The organism is Amycolatopsis sp. NPDC049691 (genome assembly GCF_040675005.1).
GTDB lineage: Bacteria > Actinomycetota > Actinomycetes > Mycobacteriales > Pseudonocardiaceae > Amycolatopsis.
Genome location: NZ_JBFANX010000009.1, coordinates 131,965 through 155,754 on the forward strand (window position 1 = coordinate 131,965; position 23,790 = coordinate 155,754).

Sequence of the window (23,790 nt, forward strand, 5' to 3'; positions counted from 1 at the left end):
CGCTTTAGGTCCGAGGAGTACTATCAGGCCACTTTCCGCTCTACTGAAATTTACTGAAGGGTGGCGGAGGTCGTGTCCTCAGTCGCGCCGCGTGCGCTCGCTCGCCGCCTGAAGGCGTTGCGCGAGGAACAGTGGCCGGACGCCGGGCTCACCCAGGCTCAGCTCGCGCGGGCGTTCGGCGGGGTCAGCATCTCCCTCATCTCGTCGTGGGAGAACGTCGACAAGCCCGTCCGCCCGCCGACCCGGCGGATCGAGGCGTACGCGACGCTGTTCGCCACCCGCCGGTCGCTGGAGGGCGGGCTGCACCTGCTCCCCGTCGGGGAACTGACGGACGAGGAGCAGGACGGGCGCAAGGACCTGCTCGAAGAGCTGCTGTGGCTGCGGGAAGGCAAGGAGGTGGCCCCGGCGGAGACCCGGGCGGGCGACCTGTGGACCTTCGACGACCCGGAACAGCGGATCACGATCGTGTGCGCCCCACTGCCGGAGCGGTACCGCCGGAACCTCGTCTACGCCGACCCCGAGAGCGCCGACTTCGTGTCGCTCTACACCTACGCGGACCCCGACGCGCTGATCGAGCTGTTCGGCCACATCAGGGCGCGCAACCCCGAGAACCCCGTCACCTTCCTCACCAGCGACGAGCTCACGGCGGACGATTACACCAGCCACCTCGTCCTCCTGGGCGGCGTCGACTGGAACACCGTGACCCGGGACGTCATCGAGCGGGTCGACCTCCCCGTGGAGCAGGTCGGCCGCGCGGACGACGCCGAACACGGCGGGTTCCGCGTCCAGGAGGCGGGCCGGTCGAGGCTCATCGAGCCGCGGCTCGACAAGCGGGAGCGCCTGCTGGAAGACGTCGCGCACTTCTACCGGGGCGTATCTCCGTTCAACCGGAAGCGCACTGTGACCGTATGCAATGGTATGTACGGTCGAGGAACGCTGGGCGCGGTGCGCGCATTGACGGACGGCCGGTTCCTGGACCGGAACACCGCCTACGTACGGGAGCGGTTCGCCGGCGAAGAGTCGTTCAGCATCATCAGCCGGGTCCCGGTCATCAACGGGCAGGGGCTGACTCCGGATTGGACACTCGAGGAGAACCGGCTGCACGAATGGCCCGAGGCGGCCGGGTGAACGCGAGACACCACGAGTCACACCAGGATCTGCTGGCCCACTTCGACTCGGCCGCGGCCCCGAACGCGACCCTGGACGCGATCATCGTGCCCAACGGGCGTCCGGCGCCCTACCTGAAGCAGGCCATCAGCGCGGCCAAGTCCCTCGACGCGCACCTGGTGCTCCTGTGCAGCATGCGAGCCAGCGCGTCGAGCGCGGCGCTGGCCGCCAAAAAGGCGGGTGCCCAGGTGACGGCGATCGACCTCGATCTCCTGCCGGACGGGGTCGTGCCCGCGTTCGCCACCGACGAGATCCTCCGGCTCAGCCGGTTCCACCGGCCCGTCGACACCAGCCTCAAGCGCAACCTCGGCCTGCTCCTGTCGAGTCTCGCGGGCTGGAAGCGGATCCTCTTCCTCGACGACGACATCAAGCTGCCCCATCCCGGTGACCTCCGGGCCGCCGCCGGCCTGCTCGACGACCACTCGGTCGTCGGGTTGGCGAACGCCGGGATGCCGGACAACTCGGTGGTCTGCCACGCGTTGCGTGAGGTCGGCTCCCCGCAGGACGTGTTCATCGGCGGCGGCGCGCTGGTCGTCGGCGAAGCGACCTTCACCTCGTTCTTCCCGAACATCTACAACGAGGACTGGTTCTTCCTCCTGGACGGATCGCGGCTGCGGCCGTCGGCCGTCGTCGGGACGGCGTGGCAGGACGTCTACGACCCCTACAACGACCCTCGCCGGGCCCGCGGCGAGGAGCTGGGGGACACCCTCGCCGAAGGGGTGTTCGGCCTGTTGGACAACGGGCTGGGGCCGGTGAACGCCGACAAGCGGTACTGGACGGCTTTCCTGCCGGAACGGCGCCGGATGATCGGCGCGACGATCGAGCGGGTGCTCGCCTCGGGCATCGAATCGGGGCAACGGGCCCGGATGGTCGCCGCGCTCAAGGCCTCGATCGGGCGCAGTCACCTGATCACACCGGAGTTGTGCGTCCGCTACCTGCGGGCTTGGCAGGACGACCGCTTGCGCTGGCGCGACCACGTCTACGAGCTCCGGCGAGACCACGGCGGCGGGTTGGGGATCGACGGCGCACTCGCCGCGCTCGAATCGATTACCGGGTCCCGGCGGTCAGTACCGGCTTGAAGCGCCGATCCTGGGCTCCCCGCGCGGTTCCGGCGTGACCACCCGGAGGTCCTTGACCAGCACGTAGCACCGTTCCGGCACCTGCAGGACGGTACCGTTCGGCAGGGTCAGCTGCGCGTAGCACGTGACGGTCCCGTGGCCCCAGTCCCGGTAACCGAGGCGGTCGTACAGCCGGGCCGCGGCCGGGTTGTCCGTGCGGACCGCCAGCGCTATCCGCTCGTGGCCGCGATCGGTGAGGTGCTGTTCCACCGCGCCGACCAGGGCCGCGCCGACGCCGCGGTTGCGCAGCTCGGGGTGCACCTGCAGGTGGGTGAGCAGGGCGACGCCCGGCAGGTGCCGCCGGATCGGGGGTTCTTCGGCCTCTTCCAGCCACAGGTACACCGCGCCGGCCGGGCGGGAGCCGAGCCGGGCGAAGAACAGCACGCCCTGGCCGTTCCGCTGGCGGATCAGGCGATCGATGAGGAATCCGCCGTCACCGAGGGCCGCGGCGAACGGAAACAGGTCTGCGGAGCGGGCCCGCCCTACGTTGGGCTCGGTCATCTGCAGAAGCCTCCGTCCTGGCGGGTACTCCCATAGTGCAGGAGGCGGCCCGGAGTTGACCAGGTCGTGCGGCACTGACCCTGCTTTCGTCGGTTCCTCCCTCAGGAGGCCGCGGTGAGGTCGTAGACGGTCACGCCGTCCACCGTGGACGACCGGTACGTCGAAGCCACCCAATCGGCGATCTGCTGGGCCGCGTCCGAGCCGCTGCCGCCCCGCATCGTCATGCCGTCGCCGAGGAAGTAGTGGATCCGTCCGCTCGCGACGTACCGCTGGAACTGTTCCAGCGTCGGGTACGGGTCCGTCCCGTTGAAACCGCCGACCGCCAGGACCGGGGCGCCGCTGGCCAGCTGGTAGCCGGCCGCCGCGTTCGACAGGACCGTCGCCGCCGTCCAGGTGTACTTCGCCGCGTCCTGCCGCAGCACCGCCGTCAGCCGGGCGCCCGGCAACGTCGTGCTCAGCAGGGCACCCGGGCCGCCGCCGCGACCGCCGCCGAAGCCGCCGCCCGGCCCGCCGCGAAAGCCGAAGCCCGCCGAAGGACCCGCCGACGGGATCGCGCCCGAATGCGTCGTCGCCGCCGTCGCCAGCGTGTACGCGCCGCTGCCGGAAAGCAGCACGACCAGTGCGAAAACGGCCACGAGCGAAGCCGCCCAGCGCGTCAGGTGCGTCGCGAAGAACAGCGCCACCGCCGCGAGCAGCCCGCCGACCAGCACCGCCGGGGCCAGCCACGGCCGCCACGACGATCCGGACAGCAGCAGGTACGTCGTCAGCGCGGTCAGCGCCACGCCGCCGCTGAGCAGCCCGGACGCCGCCGGGTGCGCGCGCAGCCGCCACAGCTGGACCGCGGCCGTGCCGACCAGCGCCGCGATCGCCGGGGCCAGCGCGACCGTGTAGTACGGGTGGATGATCCCGCCCATGTAGCTGAACACCAGCGCCGTCACCAGCAGCCAGCCGCCCCACAGCAGCAGCGCCGCGCGCGAGCGGTCGGTGTGCGGGGCCCGGCGGGTGAACCACAGGCCCGCGCCGAGGGCGAGCAGGGCCGCGGGGATCAGCCACGCGATCCCGCCCGCCATCTCGCTGCCGAAGAGCCGCGTCAGGCCGGTCGAGCCCCAGCCGCGGCCACCCCCGCCGCCGACGCTGCCGACCTCGTCGCCGGTGATGCGGCCGAAGCCGTTGTAGCCGAAGACCAGTTCCCACAACGAGTTCGTCTGCGAGCCGCCGATGTACGGCCGGTCCGCGGCCGGCCACAGCGCGACGACCACGAGGTACCAGCCCGCCGCGGCGACGGTCGCCGCGAACGCGCCGAGCAGGTGCAGCAGCCGCCTGCCGAGCGGCACCGGCGCCGCGACGAGGTACGCCACCGCGAACGCGGGCAGCACGAGGAACGCCTGCAGCATCTTCGCCAGGAAGCCGAACCCGACGGCGACGCCGGCCAGCGCGAGCCACTTCGGGCTCGCCTTCTCGAGCGCGCGGACCACGCAGTACGCGCCGGCGACCAGGAGCAGCACGAGCAGCGCGTCCGGGTTGTTGAACCGGAACATCAGCGCCGCGGCGGGGGTCAGCGCGAGCACCAGGCCCGCGACGAGCCCGGCGGCCGGGCCGGAGGTCCGCTTGACCGCCGCGTGCAGCAGCCACACCGAGCCGACGCCCATCAGCGCCTGCGGCACGAGGATGCTCCACGCGTTGACGCCGAACAGCCGGGCCGACAGGCCCATCACCCAGAGCGCCGCCGGGGTCTTGTCCACGGTGATCGCGTTCGCCGCGTCGCTCGACCCGAAGAACAGCGCCTTCCAGCTCTGCGAACCGGCTTGCGCGGCGGCGGAGTAGAAGGCGTTGGCCCAGCCGGAGGCGCCGAGGCCCCAGAGATAGAGCAGGGCGGTGCCGAGCAGCAGCGCGGCGAGCGCGGGCCGGTGCCAGGTCCGGCTTGCGGGAAGTGAGGGGGTCACAACGGTTTCGCGTGACGCGACAGCGGTCATGTGCTCAGCTTCCGGTCTCCAGCTGGGGCAGCGTTGTGCCGATGCTGTGCACCCGCTGTGCGGGCACGGCCACGGGCAGGCGCACCGCGAACTCCGTCCGGCCGGGGCGGCTGTGCACCTCGATCGTGCCGTGGTGGGCGACCACGACGGCGCACGCGATCGCCAGCCCGAGCCCGGTGCTGCCCGCCGTGCGCGAGCGTGAGGAGTCGCCGCGGGCGAAGCGTTCGAAGACGTCCGGCAGCAGGTCCGGGGCGATGCCGGGGCCGTTGTCGGTCACCGTGATCACGGCGCTGCCGTCGGCCGAGCGGGCCAGCGACGTCGCGACCGTGGTGCCGGGCGGGGTGTGCGTGCGCGCGTTGGCCAGCAGGTTGGCCAGCACCTGGTGCAGCCGCTGGACGTCGCCGAGCGCGAGCACCGGGCCGGCCGGCAGGTCCAGCAGCCACCGGTGGTCGCGCCCGGCGACCTGGGCGTCGCCGACGGCGTCGGCGACCAGCCGGGTGAGGTCGACGTCGCGCACGTCGAGCGGGCGGCCGGCGTCGAGCCGGGCGAGCAGCAGGAGGTCTTCGACGAGCGCGCTCATCCGGACGGCCTCGGACTGGATGCGGCGCATCGAGTGCGCGACGTCGGGCGGCACCAGCGAGCTGCCGCGGGCGGCCAGCTCGGCGTACCCGCGGATCGCGGCCAGCGGCGTCCGCAGCTCGTGGCTGGCGTCGGCGACGAACTGGCGGACGCGCAGTTCGCTGTCGTGGCGCGCTTCGAGGGCCTGCGCGACGTGGCCGAGCATCAGGTTCAGCGCCGAGCCGACCTGGCCGACTTCGGTCCGCGGGTCGGTGTCGGCCTCGGGCACGCGGATCGACAGCGCCACCTGGCCGCGGTCGAGCGGCAGCTCGGTGACGCGCCCGGCGGTGGCGGCGACGCGGTCGAGCGGCCGCAGCGTCCGGCGGACCGCGAACGCGCCGAGGAAGGCGGCGCCGAGCACGCCGGCCGCGGCGACGCCGAAGAGGATGAGCGCGACGGTGAGCAGCGTTTCGTTGACCGGCTTCATCGGCAGGCCGGTAACCACGACCTCGGACGTGCCGGTGACCGGCAGCGCCATCAGCCGGTACTCGCCGAGGTCGTCGAAGGACACGGTGTGCGGCTTGCCGTCGGCGGGCACGGAAAGCAGCACGGCCTGCTGGGCCGCGGTGAGGTCCAGCCGGGAGCCGTGCTCGGAGATGCTGTCGTCGTGGACGAGCCGCTGCCCGTCGAAGGTGCCGCTCACCGTGCCGACGTTCTGCCCGAGCGGGTGCTGGCCCTGGTCGTCGGGCTGCGGGCCGGCGTCGCGGGGCCGGGCGTTGCTCGCGAAGGCCAGGGATCGTGTCGCCGCGGCCGAAAGCTGCTGGTCGATTTGCCGGGTGAGGAAGAGGTCGAGCGCGAACTCGCTGACCACCCCGACGATCAGGCACACCACGGTGAGCAGCACGACCATCGAGCCGGTCAGCTTCGCGCGCAGCGAAAGGCGCCCCCGGCGGGGGTGCGGTGCAACGGTTCGCGCGGCCATGGGTAGAGCGTCCGTCCGCGCCGTGTGTGCGGGTTGTGTGCTGCCTGTGAGGCGGCTGTGCGGTGACCGGCCCGTCGCGGAAGTCCGGTTCCTCCGGTCACAGGAACGGCTGACGGCAGGCACAGTGCGCGCACAGCGGGCGCCGCCACCGTGGATCGCACACCTCGTTAAGGAGCACCGAATGACGACACCGCAGGCACCGTCCACTCCGGACCAGACGTGGGGCGCGGCGCCCGCACCGGGCACCCCGCGGCGGCCGGCCTGGTCACCGGGCAGGAAGATCGCGGCGGGCGCCGTCGCGGTGGCGATCGTGGCCGGCGGGGGAGCGGCGATCTGGGCGGCTTCGTCGTCGTCCGCGTCGACGGATTCGGCCACCGGCCCGGGCGGCATGCCGGGCGGGCCGGGCGGGATGACCGGCTTGGGTTCGGCGCTGCACGGGGAGTACGTGGCCTCGGACGGAAACGGCGGCTACGTCACGAAGATCACCCAGACCGGAGAGGTGACGGCGCTGAGCGCGACGTCGCTGACGGCGAAGAGCGAGGACGGGTTCTCGAAGACGTACACGATCACGTCGGACCAGGCGACGGGCCTGGCAACGGGCGACACGGTGACGGTGGTGGCCACGGAATCGGGCTCGTCGGCGACGGCGACGTCGGTGACGGACGGCGCCTCCGGGGGCCAGCTGCCGGGCGGCGGCCAGGGAACCCCGCCGTCGGGCGCCCCCACCCCGACCGGCTGACCGGCGCGGTGGCCCCGGGGTCAGCGGCGGTCGTAGTCGACCGCCACCTCCGGGGTCGTCGCCCGCGCCCGGCACGTCAGGATGCGATTCGCCGCGACGTCGTCCTCCGTCAGCGCGTAGCGGACGTCCATCTCCACCTGACCGTGCCGCAGCGTCGCCCGGCACGTCCCGCACGCGCCGCCCGTGCACGAGTACGGCACCTCGAACCCCGCGCGCATCGCCGCGTCCAGCACCGTTTCGCCGGCGTCGGTGTCGACGCACGTCGTCGTCCCGCCCAGCGTCACCGCCACCTTCGCCGCGATGCCCGCCGGGTCGCGCGGGGGTGCCGCGCCGCGGAACAGTTCGAAGTGGACGTTCTCCTCCGGGACGTCCGCGTCGGCCAGCGTGCGGCGGACCAGGTCCATCAGGCCGCGCGGGCCGCACAGGAACCACTCGTCGACCTTCGCCGGGTGCAGGCGGTTCTGCAGCAGCGCCCGCAGCCGCGTCCCGTCGAGGCGGCCGCGCTGGTAGCGCTCGTGGGAAATCGCCAGCGCCTCGCCGAGCGTGTCGAACTGGCGGGGCCGGTGCGCGTGCAGGTCCGGGTCGCGCTCGTCGGTCCGGTAGTGGACGACGTGCAGCCGCCCGCCGAACCCCTCGGCGAGCGCGCTCAGCTCCTTCGCGAACAGCGTCGTCGCGCCGGAAGTGTTGACGTACAACAACGTCGCGCGACTGTGCGGCTCCGCCGACAGCGCGCTGACCACGATGGACAGCACCGGCGTGATGCCGCTGCCCGCGGCCAGCGCGACGTAGTGCGCGGTCCGGGACGGGTCCGGTGTGAGCGTGAACCCTCCCGACGGCGGCAGGACGTCCAGGAAGTCGCCGACGGCGAGCGTCGTGGTCGCGAAGCCGGAGAACGCGCCGCCCGGCCGCCGCTTCACCGCGATCCGCAGCTCGCCCGCGTCCGCCGGGGCGCAGATCGAGTACGTCCGGCGCACCGGCTGCCCGTCGAGCACCGCGCGGACCGCGACGTGCTGGCCCGGCGTGAACCGGAACTCCTCCGCCAGCTGCGGCGGGACGTAGAAGGTGATCGCGACGGCGTCCGCGGTCAGCGGCCGGATCTCGCGGACCCGCAGCCGGTGGAACCGGCTCGGCCCGAGCGGCGGCGGGGCCGGTGCGGGCACGGACACCTCCGGAGCGCCGTCGAGACCGGCCGCCGCCCGGTACTCGGCCGCGGTCAGGTCCCGGCCGCCGGCGGTGCGGATCGGGACGTCGCGGGCCAGGTAGGCCTCGCGGTTCTCCAGCCAGACCCGGCGGTACCGGTGGAACGGGACGGCGGGGTGCAGGTGGTGCACCAGGTGCAGGTTCTGGGCCAGCAGCACCGGCGTCAGCAGCCAGTCGAGGCCGACGCGCACGCGGGTGGTGCCGAACCGGCCCGCCGGCCCCGCGGCGGGCAGGCCGTGGTGCGGCAGCCAGGCGAACGACCACGCCAGCAGGCCCATGCCGAGCCGCTGCGGCAGCAGGTAGACCAGCAGCAGCTCGACGCCGTGCCCGGCCGCGACCAGCGCCACCGCCGCCGACAGTGCCGCGGTGAGCACCACGAGCGTCTCGGTCAGCTCGTGGGTGGGCCGGGACCGCAGCCGGGAGAAATAGCAGCGCGCGTACGCGAAGTCGAGGGTCAGCCAGCGCAGCGGCAGCTGCCAGCGCGGGCCCCGCGAGGTCCAGGCGTCCGGGTCGGCGGGCACCGAGGCGTTCGTGTGGCGGTGGTGCTCGCCGTGGGCGAACCGCAGCGAGGGGAACGACGCGTACGCCGCGACGAACGGGACCGCCAGCCGGCCGAGCACCTCGTTGACCCAGGTCAGCTTCCCCGCCGAGTGGTGGGCCGACTCGTGCACCACCGTGTACATGGCGAAGGTGACGAGGGTGTTCAGCACCACGGTGACCACCGGCGGCACGAGCCCCGCCACCAGCAGCCACGTCGAGGTGATCCCCAGCGCCAGGCCGCCGGCGAAGAGCAGGAGCGCCGGCACCGAGACGGCGGGCAGGCTGATCCGCGGGGCGGGCACGCCACGGGTGGTCGTCTCACCGGTCGCCACGACGGCGGGGCCGTGCTGCTGGGTGAGGGCGACGGGCATCGAGCGGTCTCCTCGGTCGAGAAGCTCCTGGCGAGGCGGGAGTCACCGTAGACAACTCAGCGGGGTTTGTAAACGTTACAGCAGAGCCCGAAAAAAGGTGTCGGCCAGCGGGAGGCAACCCGCGGGTAAGCTCGCCGTGTGAACGCGGTCACCCACCCGGCGCCGGCGCGGACCCGGGAGAAGCTGCTGGCCGCGGCGGCCGACGTCATCGAAGCCGACGGCTGGGCCGCCGTGACGATGGGCAAGCTGGCCGGACGGGTCGGCGTGAGCAGGCAGACCGTCTACAACGAACTGGGCTCGAAGGCCGAGCTCGCCAAGGCGCTGATGCTGCGCGAGACCGACCGCTTCGTGGCCCGCGTGACCGACGACGTCGCGGCGCACCCGGGCGACCCGGTCGGCGGCGTGACGGCCGCGTTCCGGCACACCCTCGAGGCGGCCCGCGCCAACCCGCTGCTGGAGATCGCGCTCGGCGGCCAGCAGGGCGGCCGCGACGACTTTCTCCCGCTGCTCACCTCCCAGCCCGAAGCCGTCATCGAACGGGCCGTCGACGCGGTCGCCGCGGTCTTCGCCCGCAGGTACCCGGGCGTCCGGCTGACGGCGTCGGAGTGGGCCGTGGCGGTCGAGGCGTGGATGCGGCTGCTGCTCTCCCACCTGGTGCAGCCCAGCGGCTCGGCCGAGCACGCGGTGGGTCAGATGCGCTGGGTGATCGGCCGGATGCTCGCTTAGCGACGCCGCAGGTGGCCCCCGCCCCGGCGGCGCGGGCCACTGGCCTAGACTCGGACGTCCCGGTCTGCAGGTGACCAGGGGCCATTTCCGCAGGATTGTCCTACACAATCGTTACCGCTCGAGGAGAAGACCTTGAAGAGCACCGTCGAGCAGCTCAGCCCGACGCGAGTCAAGATCAATGTCGAGGTGCCGTTCGACGAGCTCAAGCCGAACTTCGACCGCGCCTACCGCAAGATCGCCCAGCAGGTGCGCATCCCGGGCTTCCGGCCCGGCAAGGCGCCCGCTCGCGTCCTGGAAAGCCGGATCGGGCGCGGCCCGGTGCTCGACGAGGTCGTCAACGAGGCCATCCCGGCCAAGTACATCGAGGCCGTTCGCGAGAACGAGGTCCGCACGCTCGGCAACCCCGAGTTCGACGTGACCAAGCTCGAGGACCGCGACGTCCTCGAGTTCACCGCCGAGGTCGACGTGCGCCCGGAGATCGAGCTGCCCGACCTGGACGGCTTCGCGGTCACCGTCGACGACGTCGAGCTGACCGACGCCGAGGTCGACGAGCAGCTCGACGAGCTGCGCGCCCGCTTCGGCACGCTGACCGGCGTCGAGCGCCCGGCCGAGACCGGCGACTTCGTCTCGATCGACCTGTCCGCCACCGTCGACGGCCAGGCCGTCGAGGAGGCGAGCACCACCGGGCTGTCCTACGAGATCGGCTCCGGCCAGCTCGTCGACGGCATCGACGAGGCGATCGTCGGCGCGAACGCCGGCGACACGAAGACCTTCACCACCCAGCTCGTCGCCGGTGAGCACGCCGGCAAGGACGCCGAGGTGACCGTCACGATCCAGTCGGTCAAGCAGCGCGAGCTGCCCGAGGCCGACGACGAGTTCGCCCAGATGGCCAGCGAGTTCGACACGATCGAAGAGCTCAAGAACGACCTGCGCGAGCGCCTCGGCCGCGTCAAGAAGATGCAGCAGGGCGTCCAGGCCCGCGACAAGGTGCTCGACGAGCTCCTGGAGCGCACCGAGGTGCCGATCCCGGAGAAGGTCCTCGACGCCGAGATCGAGAACCGCAAGCACGACGCGATCCACCCGTTCGACCACGACGAGGCCCAGTTCGCGCAGGCCCTCGAGGCCGAAGGCCGCACGCTCGAGGAGTTCGACGCCGAGACCCGCACCGAGTCGGAGAAGGCCGTCCGCACGCAGCTGCTGCTGGACACCATCGCCGACAAGGAAGAGGTGTCGGTCAACGACGGCGAGCTGACCGAGCGGATCATCTACCAGGCCCAGCGCTTCGGGATCAGCCCGGACGAGTACGTCCAGCGCGCCCAGCAGTCCGGCCAGCTGACCGCGATCTACGCCGACGTCCGGCGCGGCAAGGCCCTCGCCTCCGTGGTCCGGAAGGCGACCGTCACCGACGGCTCCGGCGCCGAGGTGGACCTCTCCGAGCTGTTCGGCTCCGACGAGCCGGCCGCCGACGAGGCAACCCAGGAGACGCAGGTCACCGAGGAGGCGGCGAAGACTCCGGCGGAGTGAAGCTGTGAGCGAACTTGGGCGGTGTCAGGCATTCTGCACCGCCCGAGTTCGTTAGGGTCGGATACAAGATCTCAAGCATCTGAAACGACAGCGGCGGCCGTCAGCACCGGGCCGCCGCCGGCGAAAAGGCAGGCAGACGTGACGCAGCACACGCCCGAGGCGCGGACCGGCACCGCAGGGCTCAACCTCACCGACTCGGTGTTCGAGCGGTTGCTCCAGGAGCGCATCGTCGTCCTCGGTTCCGAGGTCAACGACGAGGTCGCCAACCGGATCACCGCGCAGCTGTTGCTGCTCGACGCCGACGACGCCGAGTCCGACATCCGCTTCTACATCAACTCGCCGGGCGGTTCGGTCACCGCCGGGTTCGCGATCTACGACACCATGCAGCTCATCCGCCCGGACGTCGCGACCTACGCGATGGGCATGGCGGCCTCGATGGGGCAGTTCCTGCTCTCCTCGGGCACGCCGGGCAAGCGCTACGCGCTGCCGCACGCGCGCATCCTGATGCACCAGCCGTCGGCGGGTGTCGGCGGCACGGCGTCGGACATCGCGATCCAGGCCGACCTGTTCAACAAGTGGAAGCAGGAGCTGGCCCGGATCACCGCGGACCAGACCGGCCAGACGGTCGAGCAGATCATCAAGGACGGGGACCGCGACCGCTGGTTCACCGCGCAGGAGGCGAAGGACTACGGGTTCGTGGACCACGTCCTCACCGCCGACATCGCCCGTCCGGGCTCGAACTGAGCGCGAAGCACACAGGAGACTCGATCATGAGCAACTTCCGGCTCCCGGGTGACTTCCAGGCCCCGAGCACGCCCCAGTCGCGGTACATCCTGCCGTCGTACGTGGAGCGGACCAGCTACGGCGTCAAGGAGTCGAACCCGTACAACAAGCTGTACGAAGAGCGGGTCATCTTCCTCGGCGTGCAGGTGGACGACGCGTCGGCCAACGACGTGATGGCCCAGCTGCTGCACCTCGAGCACGAGGACCCGGACCGCGACATCCTGGTCTACATCAACTCGCCGGGTGGCTCCTTCACCTCGCTGATGGCGATCTACGACACCATGCAGTTCGTCCGCCCGGACATCCAGACGTACTGCCTCGGCCAGGCCGCCTCGGCCGCCGCGGTGCTGCTGTCGGCCGGCACGCCGGGCAAGCGCTACGCGCTGCCGAACTCGCGCGTGCTGATCCACCAGCCCGCCACCGAGGGCACCTACGGCCAGGTCTCCGACCTGGAGATCCAGGCGAACGAGATCCAGCGGGTGCGGCGCCAGATGGAGGTCATCCTGGCCAAGCACACGAACAAGGACCCGGACCAGATCCGGGCCGACATCGAGCGCGACAAGATCCTGACGGCCGAGGAGGCCAAAGCGTACGGCATCATCGACGAGGTGCTGCCGTACCGGAAGGCGTCGGCTCTGTAGATCCGCCAGGCCGGTGTGTGTCGAGGAGACGACATACACCGGCACTCTGGTTTAGGGTCGTCCTCTGACGTGCTCCCGGCGCCTGTGGGTGTTCCCGCCCACGGCATCGGACGGGTACCGTCAGTGGCAATGCGTGAGGCTCCGCTCGGTCGTCCGTGACCGCCGGGTCGCACCGTCGCAACACACGTCAGGCGCGCCGACCGCGCGCCGGAGGGGACGAGGTCAACGGCCATGGCACGGATCGGTGACGGCGGAGACCTGCTGAAGTGTTCTTTCTGCGGGAAGAGCCAGAAGCAGGTGAAGAAGCTCATTGCCGGCCCCGGGGTCTACATCTGCGATGAGTGCATCGACCTCTGCAATGAGATCATCGAGGAGGAGCTGGCCGAGGCCGGCGACGTCAAGCTCGACGAGCTGCCCAAGCCCGCCGACATTCACGAGTTCCTCGAGCAGTACATCATCGGCCAGGACGACGCCAAGCGGACGCTCGCGGTAGCGGTCTACAACCACTACAAGCGGATTCAGGCGGACGACAAGGCCGGGCCGAAGGACTCCAAGGAGGAGTCGGTCGAGCTCGCCAAGTCGAACATCCTGATGCTCGGCCCCACCGGGTGCGGCAAGACCTACCTCGCGCAGACGCTGGCGAAGCTGCTGAACGTGCCGTTCGCGATCGCGGACGCCACGGCGCTGACCGAAGCCGGGTACGTCGGCGAGGACGTCGAGAACATCCTGCTCAAGCTCATCCAGGCGGCGGACTACGACGTCAAGCGGGCCGAGACCGGGATCATCTACATCGACGAGGTCGACAAGATCGCCCGGAAGAGCGAAAACCCGTCGATCACGCGGGACGTCTCCGGTGAGGGCGTGCAGCAGGCCCTGCTGAAGATCCTCGAGGGCACCACCGCCTCGGTGCCGCCGCAGGGCGGCCGCAAGCACCCGCACCAGGAGTTCATCCAGATCGACACGACGAACGTGCTGTTCATCGTGGCCGGCGCGTTCGCCGGGCTGGAGAAGATCATCAACGAGCGGGTCGGCAAGCGCGGGCTCGGCTTCGGCGCGGAGATCCGCACCAAGTCCGAGATCGAGGAGAGCGACGTCTTCTCCGACACCATGCCCGAGGACCTGATCAAGTTCGGGCTGATCCCGGAGTTCATCGGCCGCCTCCCGGTCGTGGCGACGGTGAACCACCTGGACAAGGACTCGCTGGTCAACATCCTGACCCAGCCGCGCAACGCCCTGGTGAAGCAGTACAAGAAGCTCTTCGAGATGGACAACGTCGAGCTCGAGTTCACCAAGACCGCGCTCGAGGCCATCGCCGACCAGGCGGTCCTGCGCGGGACCGGTGCCCGCGGGCTGCGCGCCATCATGGAAGAGGTGCTCCAGCCGGTGATGTACGACATCCCGAGCCGCGACGACGTGGCGAAGGTCGTGATCACCGAGCAGACCGTCCGGGAGAACGTGAACCCGACGATCGTCGCCCGGCAGCCGACGCGGCGCACGCGCAGCGAGCGCGGCGAGAAGTCGGCCTGAGGCCGGGCGTCTCCGGGCCGGCCGGCCCGGAGACCCGACAGGAAAGCTGAATGACTGCAGACTCTGTGCCGGTCACCGGCGGGGGCGCCGCCCCCGCCGGTGGCGTGCAGGCACCGCCGCCCCCGGAGCCCGCGCCGGCGGCCGCCGGCCCGGTCCTCGGGTTCCGCGAGCTGAGCGAACGCGTCATCGCGTCCGTGGTCGAGCGGTACCCGTGGCTGAACCGGGTGCTGATGGGCGTGCTGGCCGTGTGCACGGGCACGTGCGTCGTGGCCGTGGTGTCCCGGCTGTCGCCCTTGCCGCTGATCCCGGTGCCCCTGTTCCTCGTGGCCGGTTACGGCCTCTGGCGGGCCCGTGGCGTGACCGACCGGCGCGCGCTGGGCAACTGGGTGCTGCTGTTCGCCATCGCGGCCATGGTCGGCTTCTGGCTGATCTCGGTCGTCGGCCGCTGGGTCGAGTAGTACCGGCGTTTGAGTTCGCCTGTCCTTGGGTAAGCCAGTTCCGTGGTAGATGCCCTCAGACCGTTCCGGCATCCCGCACTCTTCTACCGCGGTGACACCGAGTACCTGGACGGTGTCGTTCCGTACCTCCTCGAAGGTCTCGACCGGGGCGAACCCGTTGCCGTCGCCGTTCCCGGGCGCAACCTGCTGCTCATCGAAAAGGCACTGGAGGACCGGGCGGGCGAAGTCCGGCTGATCGACATGACCCGCGCGGGCCGCAACCCCGGCGCCATCCTGCCGTCGGTGCTGCACGCCTTCGCGGCGGGGCACGACGGCCCGGTGCGGATCGTGGGCGAGCCGATCTGGGCCGGCCGCACCGACGACGAGTACCCGGCCTGCGTGGAGCACGAGGCGCTGATCAACAACGCTTTCGCGGGCCGCGACCTGGCGGTCCTCTGCCCGTACGACGTCGCGGCGCTGCCCGCGTCGGTGCTGGCCGACGCCGAGCGCACCCACCCCGAGGTGTGGGGCCTGGCGGGACCGTTCACCAGTCCGCGCTTCGACCCCGACGGCGTGCGCGCGGAGTTCAGACGGCCGCTGGTACCGCCGGTGGGCGTGGTCGAGCGCGCGTTCGACATCGGGCAGCTGGCGTCGCTGCGCGGGTTCGCCGAGATCTGGGCCGCCCGCCACGGCCTGCGCCGCCCCCGGCGCGACGACTTCGCGCTGGCGATCGCCGAGCTGATCACGAACAGCGTGCTGTACGGCGGCGGCACCGGCGTCCTGCGGCTGTGGCCGGAAGAGGCGCAGGTGGTCGCGGAGGTGACGGACGCGGGCACGATCACCGACCCGCTGGCCGGCCGCATCCCGCCGTCGGCGACCACGCTGGGCGGCCGCGGCCTGCTGCTGGTGAACCGGCTGGCGGACCTGGTCCGCACGTACTGGGTCCCGGGCCGCACGACGACCCGGGTCCACTTCGGCCGCTGAGCCCCGGGGTCAGTCCTTGCGGGGGACGTGCTTGCCGAGGAAGCTGATCATGCTGGGGACGACCGTCCGGTTGAACGGGTCGCCGTGCTTGCCGTGGGCCGTGTGGGCGACCGCCGGGTGGGCCGCGTCGATGTAGCGGCGGACGCCCGTGATGAACGGGTCCTCGGTGCCGCAGTAGATGGCGTTCGGCACGCTCTTCGTCTCGTCGATGTGGCGCAGCGGGTCCAGGGCCGTCCAGTCGTTCAGGCCGGTGAAGATGTGCCGCTTGGCCATCTCCTGCCAGGACAGGATCAGCGCCGGGGCCAGCGTCGCGACCGCGGCCGGCGGCTGGCGCCGCTCCACCCGGCGGCGGGTGTACACCAGTGCGCCGAACCCGCCCATCGAGACGCCCGTGCACGCGAACGGCTGCCCGGTGTCGCCGCCGAAACCCCGCGCGCGCAGCCACTGCGGGACCTCCTCCAGCAGCATTGCCATCGGGTCGTCGCCCGGGTGCACCTCGTGCCAGTAGTTGTCGCCGCCGTCGACGGCCACGAAGCCGAACGCCGGGACCGCCTTGCGGGCGACGTCGCTGGCGAGCTGCTTGAGCGTGCCGGTGGGGGCCGCGCTGCGGGCGTTGCCGTGCAGCCCGTGCAGCATCAGCGACATCGGCAGCCCCTTCGGCGGGGTCTTCGACGGCAGGATGAACACCAGGTCGACCATCCGGCCCCGGGCCTGGGAGTAGACGCGCTCGACGCGGGTACTGCCCAGCTGGGTCGTCGGGTTCGACGACGTCACGCCCAGCGTGCGCTGCAGGGCCTGGCTGAACGGCAGCTTGCCGGTGGCGGTGCCGACGGCCAGGCCGGTGACGGCCAGCCCGGACGCCCCCGCGATCAGCACGGACCGGCGCGACAGCCACCGCCGCGCGTCCCGGACCGCGGCCGCGCCGACCGTCTCCGGGATCAAGGGCTCGCCCGGAGGTCGCTCCCCGTTTTCGTCGTTCACCTGTCTCCGTCCCCCGCCTGCTGTTCCTTGGGACGCCGCGCACCCGCTCCGCGTTCCCCTCGCGTCCCCGCTCGCCGGGTTAGTCGTTTCCACCCTGCCCGGCGTTTCGGTTTCTCGCGCGCCAAGCCGCCTTCGCGGCTTCGGTCGAGCGTTCCGCCTGCTCCACAGTGTCCCCGAGACCCACCGCGAGGGTGATCCCCAGGGGTATCAAAATGTGGTCGATGCCCTGCTCGGCGGCTCCGAAGTGGCCGGAAGCCTCCAGCGTGACGAAGCCGTGCAGTGCGCTCCACAGCTGCGCGGCGGCCTGGTACTTGTCCGCGGGCCGGAACCGGCCGGCCTCGATGGCCCGCTCGGTCGCCCGGACGATGTGGTCGAAGGCCTCCAAGCCCTCCTGCGCGGCTTCGCGGCCCTCCTCGGTGGTGAGGTCGGACAGCGTCGCGCGCTTGCCGCCGGGTGCCGCCTGGCCGAACGTCACCGCGAACAGCTGCGGCTGCTCGGCGACCGCCTGCCGGTAGGTGCGGGCGAGGCTGAAGATGTCGGCCACCGGGTCGTCGGTCTCGCCGACTTCGGCCAGCCACGCGCTGAGCCGGACGAACCCCGTGCGCGCGACCTCGTCGACCAGCGCGGCCATGCCCCCGAAGTGCGTGTACACGGCCATCGTCGAGACGCCGACCTCCGCGGCCAGCTTGCGGGCCTGCAGGGCTTCGGGGCCGCCCTCGTCGAGCAGCCGGATGGCGGCCGCGACGAGCCGCTCCTTGACGTCGTTCGCGCGCGGTTTGGGGCTCATGCTTGCCAGTATCTCATAACCCTGTTATAAATGGACTCATAACCGCGTTATGGCAACTCTGGAGGGGTCGGCATGGGCAACAAGTTCCTCGAAGGCAACTTCGCCCCGGTGAGCCGGGAGCACACGATCACCGAGCTGGCCGTCACGGGGGCGATCCCGGACTTCCTCGACGGCCGCTACCTGCGCAACGGGCCCAACCCGCTGTCCGAAGTGGACCCGGCGGCCTACCACTGGTTCATGGGCGACGGCATGGTCCACGGCGTGCGCCTGCGCGACGGCAGGGCCGAGTGGTACCGCAACCGGTGGGTGCGCAACCCGGCCGTCGCGGCGACGCTGGACGGCGCGGACGCGAGCCGCTTCTGCGGGCTGGACGCGCTGGGCGCCAACACCAACGTGATCGGCCACGCGGGCAAGACGCTCGCCCTGGTCGAGGCGGGCGCGCCGATCTACGAGCTGACCGACGAGCTCGACACCGTCGGTCGGTGCGACTTCGACGGCACCCTGCCCGGCGGCTACACCGCCCACCCCAAGCGCGACCCGCGCACCGGTGAGCTGCACGCCGTCTCGTACTTCTTCGGCATGGGCAACAAGGTCCAGTACTCGGTAATCGACGCGCAGGGCCGCGCGCGGCGCACGGTCGACGTCGAGGTCACCGGGTCGCCGATGATGCACGACTTCTCCCTGACCGAGAAGCACGTCGTGTTCTACGACCTGCCGGTGACGTTCAACGCCGAGATGGCGGTGGCCGCCAGCGTGCCGAGCGCGCTGCGGACGCCGGCCAAGCTGGTCGTGTCGGCCATGGTCGGCAAGGTCCGCGTGCCGGACCCGGTGACGGCGATGATGACCCGCAAGATCGGCGCGAACGGCGGCCTGCCGTACCGCTGGGACCCGAAGTACCCGGCGCGGATCGGCGTCATGCCGCGCGAGGGCGGCAACGGCGACGTCCGCTGGTTCGAGGTCGAGCCGTGCTACGTCTTCCACCCGCTCAACGCCTACGACGACGGCGACTCGATCGTGCTCGACGTCGTCCGCCACCCCCGGATGTTCGACCGCGAGCTGCACGGCCCGGACGAGGGCGGCCCGACGCTGGACCGCTGGACGGTCGACCTGACCGCGGGCAAGGTCCTCGAGGAGCGCCTCGACGACCGCGGCCAGGAGTTCCCGCGCGTGGACGAACGGCTCGTCGGCCGGCGGCACCGCTACGGCTACGCGATGTCGGCCGACGGCGGCGCGGAGCCGGGTGGCTCACTGTTCAAGCACGACTTCGTGACCGGCTCGCGCCAGGAGCGCGTGTTCGGCGCGGGACGGCAGCCGGGCGAGTTCGTGTTCGTACCGTCCCATGAGGACGCGGCCGAGGACGACGGCGTCCTGATGGGCTTCGTCTTCGACCCGGCGACCCAGCGCAGCGACCTGACGTTGCTGGACGCGGAGACCCTGGAGACCGTCGCGGCGATCCACCTGCCGGACCGCGTGCCCAACGGCTTCCACGGCAACTGGGTCGAAGCCTAGGTCAGCAGGCGGTGGTCGCCGGTGTAGAGGTTCATCGAGTCGCCGCGGAGGAAACCGATCAGGGTCATGCCGTTCTCCTCCGCCAGCTCGACCGCCAGCGACGACGGCGCGGACACCGCGGCCAGCAACCCGATCCCCGCCATCGCGGCCTTCTGCACCAGTTCGAACGACGCGCGCCCGGACACGAGCAGGCCGTGTCCGGGCGCCGGCACGTGACCTTCCAGCACCGCCCAGCCCAGCACCTTGTCCACTGCGTTGTGCCGTCCGACGTCCTCGCGGACGACGGCGAGCGAGCCGTCCGGGGTGAACAGCGCCGCCGCGTGCAGGCCGCCGGTGCTGGCGAACACCTTCTGGCGGGCGCGCAACGCGTCGGGCAGCGCGGACAGCGTTTCGCTCTTCACCGCGAAGGCGGCCGAGGCGGGGGAGAAGCGGGTGCGCAGCTTCACGGCGTCGAGCGCCGCCTTGCCGCAGACCCCGCACGAGGACGTCGTGTAAAAGTTGCGCTCGACCCCGGTGTCCGGCGGCGGCACGCCGTCGGCCAGCGCGATGTCGAGGACGTTGTAGGTGTTGCGGCCCTGGTCGTCGACGCCGTCGCAGTAGCGGGCGACGGCGATGTCCTCCCGGCCGCCGATCACCCCTTCGGACAGCAGGAAGCCGTGGGCCAGCTCGACGTCGTGCCCCGGCGTGCGCATCGTGACGGCCAGCGCTTTGCCGCCGACGCGCAGCTCCAGGGGTTCTTCGGCGGCCAGCGCGTCGGGGCGCCGGCGGTCGCCGGTCGCGGAGATCCGCCGCACCGGCCTGCGCACGGTCACCCTGCCCATGACCCACACCCTTCGCCGCCGGAAAGTTTGACACCCGCATGGTGCAACACCGGGTATTTAGTAATACATTCCCACCATCATCCCCACTCTAGGAGAGGGTTCCGATGGCTCTCGGCTTCCTGGACCGTTCCCGGATCGTGGCACCCCCAGGCTGGACGCGCTGGCTGGTGCCGCCGGCGGCCCTTTCGGTACACCTGTCGATCGGGCAGGCCTACGCGTGGAGCGTCTTCAAGACCCCGCTCGAGAAGACGATGCACCTCAACGGGACGCAGAGCTCGCTGCCGTTCCAGCTGGGCATCGTCATGCTCGGCCTGTCCGCCGCGTTCGGCGGGACCCTCGTCGAGAAGAACGGCCCGCGCTGGGCGATGTTCGTGTCGATGTGCTGCTTCGCCAGCGGGTTCCTCATCTCCGCCCTCGGCGTCGCGACCGGCCAGTTCTGGCTGGTGGTCGTCGGCTACGGCGGAATCGGCGGCATCGGGCTCGGCATCGGCTACATCTCGCCGGTGTCCACGCTCATCAAGTGGTTCCCGGACCGGCCGGGCATGGCCACCGGCATCGCGATCATGGGCTTCGGCGGCGGCGCGCTGATCGCCTCGCCGTGGTCGTCGTCGATGCTCGGCACCGCGCCCACCGCGGGCACCATCGCGACGGCGTTCCTGGTCCACGGCATCGTCTACGCGGTGTTCATGTCGATGGGCTGGCTGCTCGTGCGGGTGCCCGCCGACGACTGGAAGCCGGCGGGCTGGGAGCCCAGGACCGACCACGGCCGGGCGATGATCAGCACGGCGAACGTCTCGGCGGCCAACGCCATCAAGACGCCGCAGTTCTGGTGCCTGTGGGTCGTGCTCTGCTTCAACGTCACCGCGGGCATCGGCATCCTGGAGAAGGCGTCGCCGATGATCGTGGACTTCTTCAAGAGCACGTCGACGCCGGTCGGCACGGCCGCGGCGGCCGGATTCGTCGCGCTGCTGTCGCTGTGCAACATGCTCGGCCGGTTCGTCTGGTCGTCCACTTCGGACCTGGTGGGGCGCAAGAACATCTACCGCACCTACCTCGGCGTCGGCGCGGTGCTGTACCTGGTGATCGCGCTGACGCAGAACTCGTCGAAGCTCGTGTTCATCCTGTGCGCCATGGTGATCCTGTCCTTCTACGGCGGCGGGTTCGCGACCGTCCCGGCGTACCTGAAGGACCTCTTCGGCACCTACCAGGTCGGCGCGATCCACGGCAGGCTGCTCACGGCGTGGTCGGTGGCCGGCGTGCTCGGCCCGCTGATCGTCAACCGGATCGCCGACAGCGAGAAGGCGGCCGGCAAGTCCGGCCCCGACCTCTACACGACGTCGTTCTACATCATGATCGGCCTGCTCGTGGTCGGCTTCGTGGCCAACGAGCTGGTCCGCCCGGTCAAGGAGAAGTACCACGAGCCCGTCGCCGCGGGCACGGCCGTGAGGAGTGAGGCGTGATGACCGAGCCGGCGACCAAGCCCAACCGGGTGCCGCTGATCGTGCTGGCGTGGGCGTGGGTGGTCCTGCCCTTCGCCTACGGCGTGTACCAACTGTTCCTGAAGCTGGTGCAGCTCTTCGGCTGAGCCCGTGTGACCTGCCTCACCCGTGCAGCGGAGGGCGGCCCGGCGGCGTCGGTAGGGCGTGCACCTACTGGGGAAGATCGCCGTCGCCGGGCTCGCCTTCACGGTCCTGTGCGGGACCGCGTACGGGTACGCGAACCTCCACGCCCTCGACGACGTCACGCGTGACAGCGTGATCGGCGACGACGGCACGGCGCCCGGCGAGCAGCCCGCCGACGGGTCGCTCGACATCCTGCTCGTCGGCCGGGACTCCCGGACCGACCAGCAGGAGAACCCGCTTCCCCCGGAAGTCCTGCGCGAGCTGCGGGCCGGTGCCAACGGCGACGACCTCACCGACACCCTGATCGTGCTGCGGATCCCCAACGGGACCCACGACGTGAAAGCGTTCTCCATCCCGCGCGACAGCTACGTCTCGATGCCGGGCGGGAAGGGCAAGATCAACGCCGCCTTCGGGCGCGCGAAGGCCGCCGAAGCCAAGCGGCAGCGCGACGCGGGGGAGACCGACAAGGCCAAGATCAACAAGGCCGCGCTCACCGCCGGCCGGCGCGGGACGCGGCAGGCGGTCGAGGACCTCACCGGCGTCAAGATCGACCACTACGCCGAGGTCAACCTGTTCAGCTTCTACGAGATCAGCAAGGCGGTCGGCGGCGTCGACGTCTGCCTCAAGGAAGCCACGAAGGACAAGAACTCCGGCGCGGACTTCCCGGCCGGGCCGCAGCGGGTCCAGGGCGCCGAGGCGCTGGCCTTCGTCCGGCAGCGCGACGGGCTCCCGGGCACCGACTTCGCCCGCGTCCGGCGGCAGCAGGTGTTCCTCGCCGGGCTGGCCCGGCAGGTGCTGTCGGCCGGGACGCTGACCAACCCCGGGAAGCTGTCCGACCTCATCGACGCCGTCAAGCGGTCGGTGGTGCTCGACGACTCGTGGAACCTGCTCGACTTCGTCGCGCAGATGCGCGGGGTCAGCGGCGGCGGGATCCGGTTCGAGACGATCCCGGTCGTCAACCGCGACTACCGGTACGACAGCGACAACCCGCGCGCCACGGCGGTGCAGGTCGACCCGGCCGCCGTGAAGGCCTTCGCGGCGAGCCTGGTCGGGTCCCCGCCGCCGGCTTCGACGCCGGCCGCGCCGGTCACCGTCGACGTCACCAACGCGAGCCCCAAGGGCGGGCTCGCGGCCCGCGTGTCCGGGTTCCTGGGCGACCACGGCTTCGCCAAGGGCACGACCGGGAACTCCGGCGCGCGCCGGACGTCCCTGGTCCGCTTCGGCGCGGACCTCGCGAAGCCGGGTGCGGAGGTCGCGCGGCTGCTGGGCGGGCTGGCGACGCAGGAGTCCGCGGCGGTGCCGCCGGGCCACATCGAGGTCGTGCTCGGGACGGTCTACTCCGGACCGGGCACGACCGGCGGTGGCGGCGCCCCGGCCGGCGGCGACGAGCCGATCACGTCCGACGGCGTCGTCTGCGTGAATTGATTTCCGCCACGAACGGCGAAAAATCGGGAAGGATTTCCGCGAAACGAGGCGAAGGCGTTTTCCGCCGACCGGACCACGGCGGACCACGCGGGTGACTGGTCTTGACGCACCCTGCCTGGTGAGGCAGGGTGCGATGACCGTCGGCGGCAGTCCCGCGCGACGGACCGGAAAAGATCACCGGACCGGTGACGACCCGGAAAGTCAATTTCGAGAAATACGGAAAGTCCGGAACCTATGCGTAGCAGCGTTGCCCGCGGAGGGTGGCTCCTTCCGGTGCTCGCTTCCGCCGTTCTGTGTGCCGGGTGCCAGTCGGCATCCACCGCGGCGCACTACCCCGAATCGATCGACGCCTGCAAGCTGCCCGGGCCGAACGCGCACAACCAGCTCGCCCCCGGAACCGTCGAAGTCCCGGCCTCCTCGGTGAAGACCGCCGACGCGAAGGTCGTCCCCCAGGACCGCTCGACCGAGGGCAACGACCTCACCAGCTGCAAGCGCCTCTTCGCCCGCGATCTCGGCGGCGGCAAGCCCAACATGCAGGACTACCGGCTCGTGACGATCGCCGTCGTGCGGTTCACCGACCCGGACGCCGACGACGGCGCGACCAAGGCGAGCCAGCTGCTGACCGACGCGCTCGGCGACCACTCGGGCGTCCGGCTGGTCACGGGCGTCGGCGACGAGGCGGGGGTCTCCGAGCAGTGGGCCGCGGTCCGCACCGGCAACGTCGTGCTGAGCATGGCGATCGCCGACGGCGGCACGGAAGCGGCCCTGATCCCGCCGGCGACCCTCGACAACGTCCAGGCGGTGGTCACCGACATGACCAACACCCTGCTGCGCGACTACAAGGGCTGAGCCCCGCCGGCGTTGCGCCGGCCGC

22 protein-coding genes are annotated in these 23,790 nt (G+C 71.3%); 15 read left to right on the forward strand and 7 right to left on the reverse strand.

Annotated elements, in window-relative coordinates:
• The first annotated feature begins 72 nt into the window (after positions 1–72).
• Positions 73–1,128, forward strand: a complete 1,056-nt coding sequence (locus AB0J40_RS21890) for a helix-turn-helix transcriptional regulator (protein ID WP_364455880.1) — start codon at positions 73–75, stop codon at positions 1,126–1,128.
• Complete coding sequence (locus AB0J40_RS21895; protein ID WP_364455882.1) at positions 1,125–2,246, forward strand: hypothetical protein; 1,122 nt, start codon at positions 1,125–1,127, stop codon at positions 2,244–2,246. Before AB0J40_RS21890 ends, AB0J40_RS21895 begins: the two co-directional genes overlap by 4 nt.
• On the opposite strand, the gene AB0J40_RS21900 is transcribed toward AB0J40_RS21895, so the two are convergent.
• From AB0J40_RS21900 to AB0J40_RS21910, 3 genes are all read right to left on the reverse strand, one after another.
• Positions 2,232–2,786: a GNAT family N-acetyltransferase gene (locus AB0J40_RS21900; protein ID WP_364455884.1), complete on the reverse strand. Its 555-nt coding sequence runs from the start codon at positions 2,784–2,786 to the stop codon at positions 2,232–2,234. The genes AB0J40_RS21895 and AB0J40_RS21900 overlap by 15 nt on opposite strands.
• 101 nt (positions 2,787–2,887) lie before the next feature.
• Positions 2,888–4,759, reverse strand: coding sequence for a glycosyltransferase family 39 protein (locus AB0J40_RS21905; protein WP_364455886.1), 1,872 nt, complete (start codon positions 4,757–4,759; stop codon positions 2,888–2,890).
• Between the two features lie 4 nt (positions 4,760–4,763).
• Entirely contained in the window at positions 4,764–6,299 is a 1,536-nt protein-coding gene (locus AB0J40_RS21910) for an ATP-binding protein (protein ID WP_364455888.1), read from the reverse strand.
• Between the two features lie 181 nt (positions 6,300–6,480).
• On the opposite strand from AB0J40_RS21910, the gene AB0J40_RS21915 reads away from it, so the two are divergent.
• Positions 6,481–7,038 carry a hypothetical protein gene (locus AB0J40_RS21915; RefSeq protein ID WP_364455890.1) on the forward strand — a complete coding sequence of 186 codons (558 nt, stop codon included), beginning with the start codon at positions 6,481–6,483 and terminating at the stop codon, positions 7,036–7,038.
• A 20-nt stretch (positions 7,039–7,058) separates the two neighbouring features.
• Here the strand turns inward: AB0J40_RS21915 and AB0J40_RS21920 are convergent, their stop codons facing one another.
• Positions 7,059–9,149: a fatty acid desaturase gene (locus tag AB0J40_RS21920; RefSeq protein WP_364455892.1), complete on the reverse strand. Its 2,091-nt coding sequence runs from the start codon at positions 9,147–9,149 to the stop codon at positions 7,059–7,061.
• 138 nt (positions 9,150–9,287) lie between these two features.
• Here AB0J40_RS21920 and AB0J40_RS21925 point away from each other — a divergent pair, with 138 nt between their 5' ends.
• From AB0J40_RS21925 to AB0J40_RS21955, 7 genes are all read left to right on the forward strand, one after another.
• A complete protein-coding gene (locus AB0J40_RS21925) occupies positions 9,288–9,875 on the forward strand; it encodes a TetR family transcriptional regulator (RefSeq protein WP_364455894.1) in 588 nt (195 codons plus the stop codon).
• A 132-nt stretch (positions 9,876–10,007) separates the two neighbouring features.
• Entirely contained in the window at positions 10,008–11,399 is a 1,392-nt protein-coding gene (gene tig / locus AB0J40_RS21930; protein ID WP_364455896.1) for a trigger factor, read from the forward strand.
• A gap of 138 nt (positions 11,400–11,537) precedes the next feature.
• The gene (locus AB0J40_RS21935; protein WP_364455898.1) at positions 11,538–12,143 is read left to right on the forward strand and encodes an ATP-dependent Clp protease proteolytic subunit; all 606 of its coding nucleotides are present in this window, start codon (positions 11,538–11,540) and stop codon (positions 12,141–12,143) included.
• Positions 12,144–12,169: 26 nt separating this feature from the next.
• Positions 12,170–12,823, forward strand: coding sequence for an ATP-dependent Clp protease proteolytic subunit (locus AB0J40_RS21940; protein WP_364455899.1), 654 nt, complete (start codon positions 12,170–12,172; stop codon positions 12,821–12,823).
• Positions 12,824–13,054: 231 nt separating this feature from the next.
• Positions 13,055–14,350, forward strand: a complete 1,296-nt coding sequence (clpX, locus tag AB0J40_RS21945) for an ATP-dependent Clp protease ATP-binding subunit ClpX (RefSeq protein ID WP_364455901.1) — start codon at positions 13,055–13,057, stop codon at positions 14,348–14,350.
• Positions 14,351–14,400: 50 nt separating this feature from the next.
• Entirely contained in the window at positions 14,401–14,808 is a 408-nt protein-coding gene (locus AB0J40_RS21950; RefSeq protein ID WP_364455903.1) for a hypothetical protein, read from the forward strand.
• A gap of 42 nt (positions 14,809–14,850) precedes the next feature.
• Positions 14,851–15,771 carry an anti-sigma factor RsbA family regulatory protein gene (locus tag AB0J40_RS21955; protein ID WP_364455905.1) on the forward strand — a complete coding sequence of 307 codons (921 nt, stop codon included), beginning with the start codon at positions 14,851–14,853 and terminating at the stop codon, positions 15,769–15,771.
• Between the two features lie 9 nt (positions 15,772–15,780).
• Here AB0J40_RS21955 and AB0J40_RS21960 read toward each other — a convergent pair whose 3' ends face one another.
• Both AB0J40_RS21960 and AB0J40_RS21965 read right to left on the reverse strand, forming a co-directional pair.
• A complete protein-coding gene (locus tag AB0J40_RS21960) occupies positions 15,781–16,713 on the reverse strand; it encodes an alpha/beta hydrolase-fold protein (RefSeq protein ID WP_364456283.1) in 933 nt (310 codons plus the stop codon).
• A gap of 118 nt (positions 16,714–16,831) precedes the next feature.
• Positions 16,832–17,539, reverse strand: coding sequence for a TetR/AcrR family transcriptional regulator (locus AB0J40_RS21965; protein ID WP_364455907.1), 708 nt, complete (start codon positions 17,537–17,539; stop codon positions 16,832–16,834).
• Between the two features lie 72 nt (positions 17,540–17,611).
• Between AB0J40_RS21965 and AB0J40_RS21970 the strand changes: the two genes are divergently transcribed.
• A complete protein-coding gene (locus AB0J40_RS21970; RefSeq protein WP_364455909.1) occupies positions 17,612–19,048 on the forward strand; it encodes a carotenoid oxygenase family protein in 1,437 nt (478 codons plus the stop codon).
• On the opposite strand, the gene fdhD is transcribed toward AB0J40_RS21970, so the two are convergent.
• Complete coding sequence (gene fdhD, locus AB0J40_RS21975; RefSeq protein WP_364455911.1) at positions 19,045–19,869, reverse strand: formate dehydrogenase accessory sulfurtransferase FdhD; 825 nt, start codon at positions 19,867–19,869, stop codon at positions 19,045–19,047. The two genes, AB0J40_RS21970 and fdhD, sit on opposite strands and share 4 nt — an antisense overlap.
• A gap of 104 nt (positions 19,870–19,973) precedes the next feature.
• Between fdhD and AB0J40_RS21980 the strand changes: the two genes are divergently transcribed.
• From AB0J40_RS21980 to AB0J40_RS21995, 4 genes are all read left to right on the forward strand, one after another.
• Complete coding sequence (locus AB0J40_RS21980; RefSeq protein ID WP_364455913.1) at positions 19,974–21,329, forward strand: OFA family MFS transporter; 1,356 nt, start codon at positions 19,974–19,976, stop codon at positions 21,327–21,329.
• A complete protein-coding gene (locus AB0J40_RS21985; RefSeq protein ID WP_277875454.1) occupies positions 21,326–21,454 on the forward strand; it encodes a hypothetical protein in 129 nt (42 codons plus the stop codon). Before AB0J40_RS21980 ends, AB0J40_RS21985 begins: the two co-directional genes overlap by 4 nt.
• A 58-nt stretch (positions 21,455–21,512) precedes the next feature.
• Positions 21,513–22,916: an LCP family protein gene (locus tag AB0J40_RS21990; RefSeq protein ID WP_364455915.1), complete on the forward strand. Its 1,404-nt coding sequence runs from the start codon at positions 21,513–21,515 to the stop codon at positions 22,914–22,916.
• Positions 22,917–23,189: 273 nt separating this feature from the next.
• Entirely contained in the window at positions 23,190–23,765 is a 576-nt protein-coding gene (locus tag AB0J40_RS21995; protein WP_364455916.1) for a hypothetical protein, read from the forward strand.
• Positions 23,766–23,790 lie beyond the last annotated feature (25 nt).

Excerpts from the sequence above, each read along its gene's own strand:
- AB0J40_RS21900 (WP_364455884.1), bottom strand. The coding sequence starts at position 2,786 with ATGACCGAGCCCAACGTAGGGCGGGCCCGCTCCGCAGACCTGTTTCCG.
- AB0J40_RS21905 (WP_364455886.1), bottom strand. The coding sequence starts at position 4,759 with ATGACCGCTGTCGCGTCACGCGAAACCGTTGTGACCCCCTCACTTCCC.
- AB0J40_RS21910 (WP_364455888.1), bottom strand. The coding sequence starts at position 6,299 with ATGGCCGCGCGAACCGTTGCACCGCACCCCCGCCGGGGGCGCCTTTCG.
- AB0J40_RS21915 (WP_364455890.1), top strand. The coding sequence starts at position 6,481 with ATGACGACACCGCAGGCACCGTCCACTCCGGACCAGACGTGGGGCGCG.
- AB0J40_RS21920 (WP_364455892.1), bottom strand. The coding sequence starts at position 9,149 with ATGCCCGTCGCCCTCACCCAGCAGCACGGCCCCGCCGTCGTGGCGACC.
- AB0J40_RS21940 (WP_364455899.1), top strand. The coding sequence starts at position 12,170 with ATGAGCAACTTCCGGCTCCCGGGTGACTTCCAGGCCCCGAGCACGCCC.
- clpX (WP_364455901.1), top strand. The coding sequence starts at position 13,055 with ATGGCACGGATCGGTGACGGCGGAGACCTGCTGAAGTGTTCTTTCTGC.
- AB0J40_RS21950 (WP_364455903.1), top strand. The coding sequence starts at position 14,401 with ATGACTGCAGACTCTGTGCCGGTCACCGGCGGGGGCGCCGCCCCCGCC.
- AB0J40_RS21965 (WP_364455907.1), bottom strand. The coding sequence starts at position 17,539 with ATGAGCCCCAAACCGCGCGCGAACGACGTCAAGGAGCGGCTCGTCGCG.
- AB0J40_RS21970 (WP_364455909.1), top strand. The coding sequence starts at position 17,612 with ATGGGCAACAAGTTCCTCGAAGGCAACTTCGCCCCGGTGAGCCGGGAG.
- fdhD (WP_364455911.1), bottom strand. The coding sequence starts at position 19,869 with ATGGGCAGGGTGACCGTGCGCAGGCCGGTGCGGCGGATCTCCGCGACC.
- AB0J40_RS21980 (WP_364455913.1), top strand. The coding sequence starts at position 19,974 with ATGGCTCTCGGCTTCCTGGACCGTTCCCGGATCGTGGCACCCCCAGGC.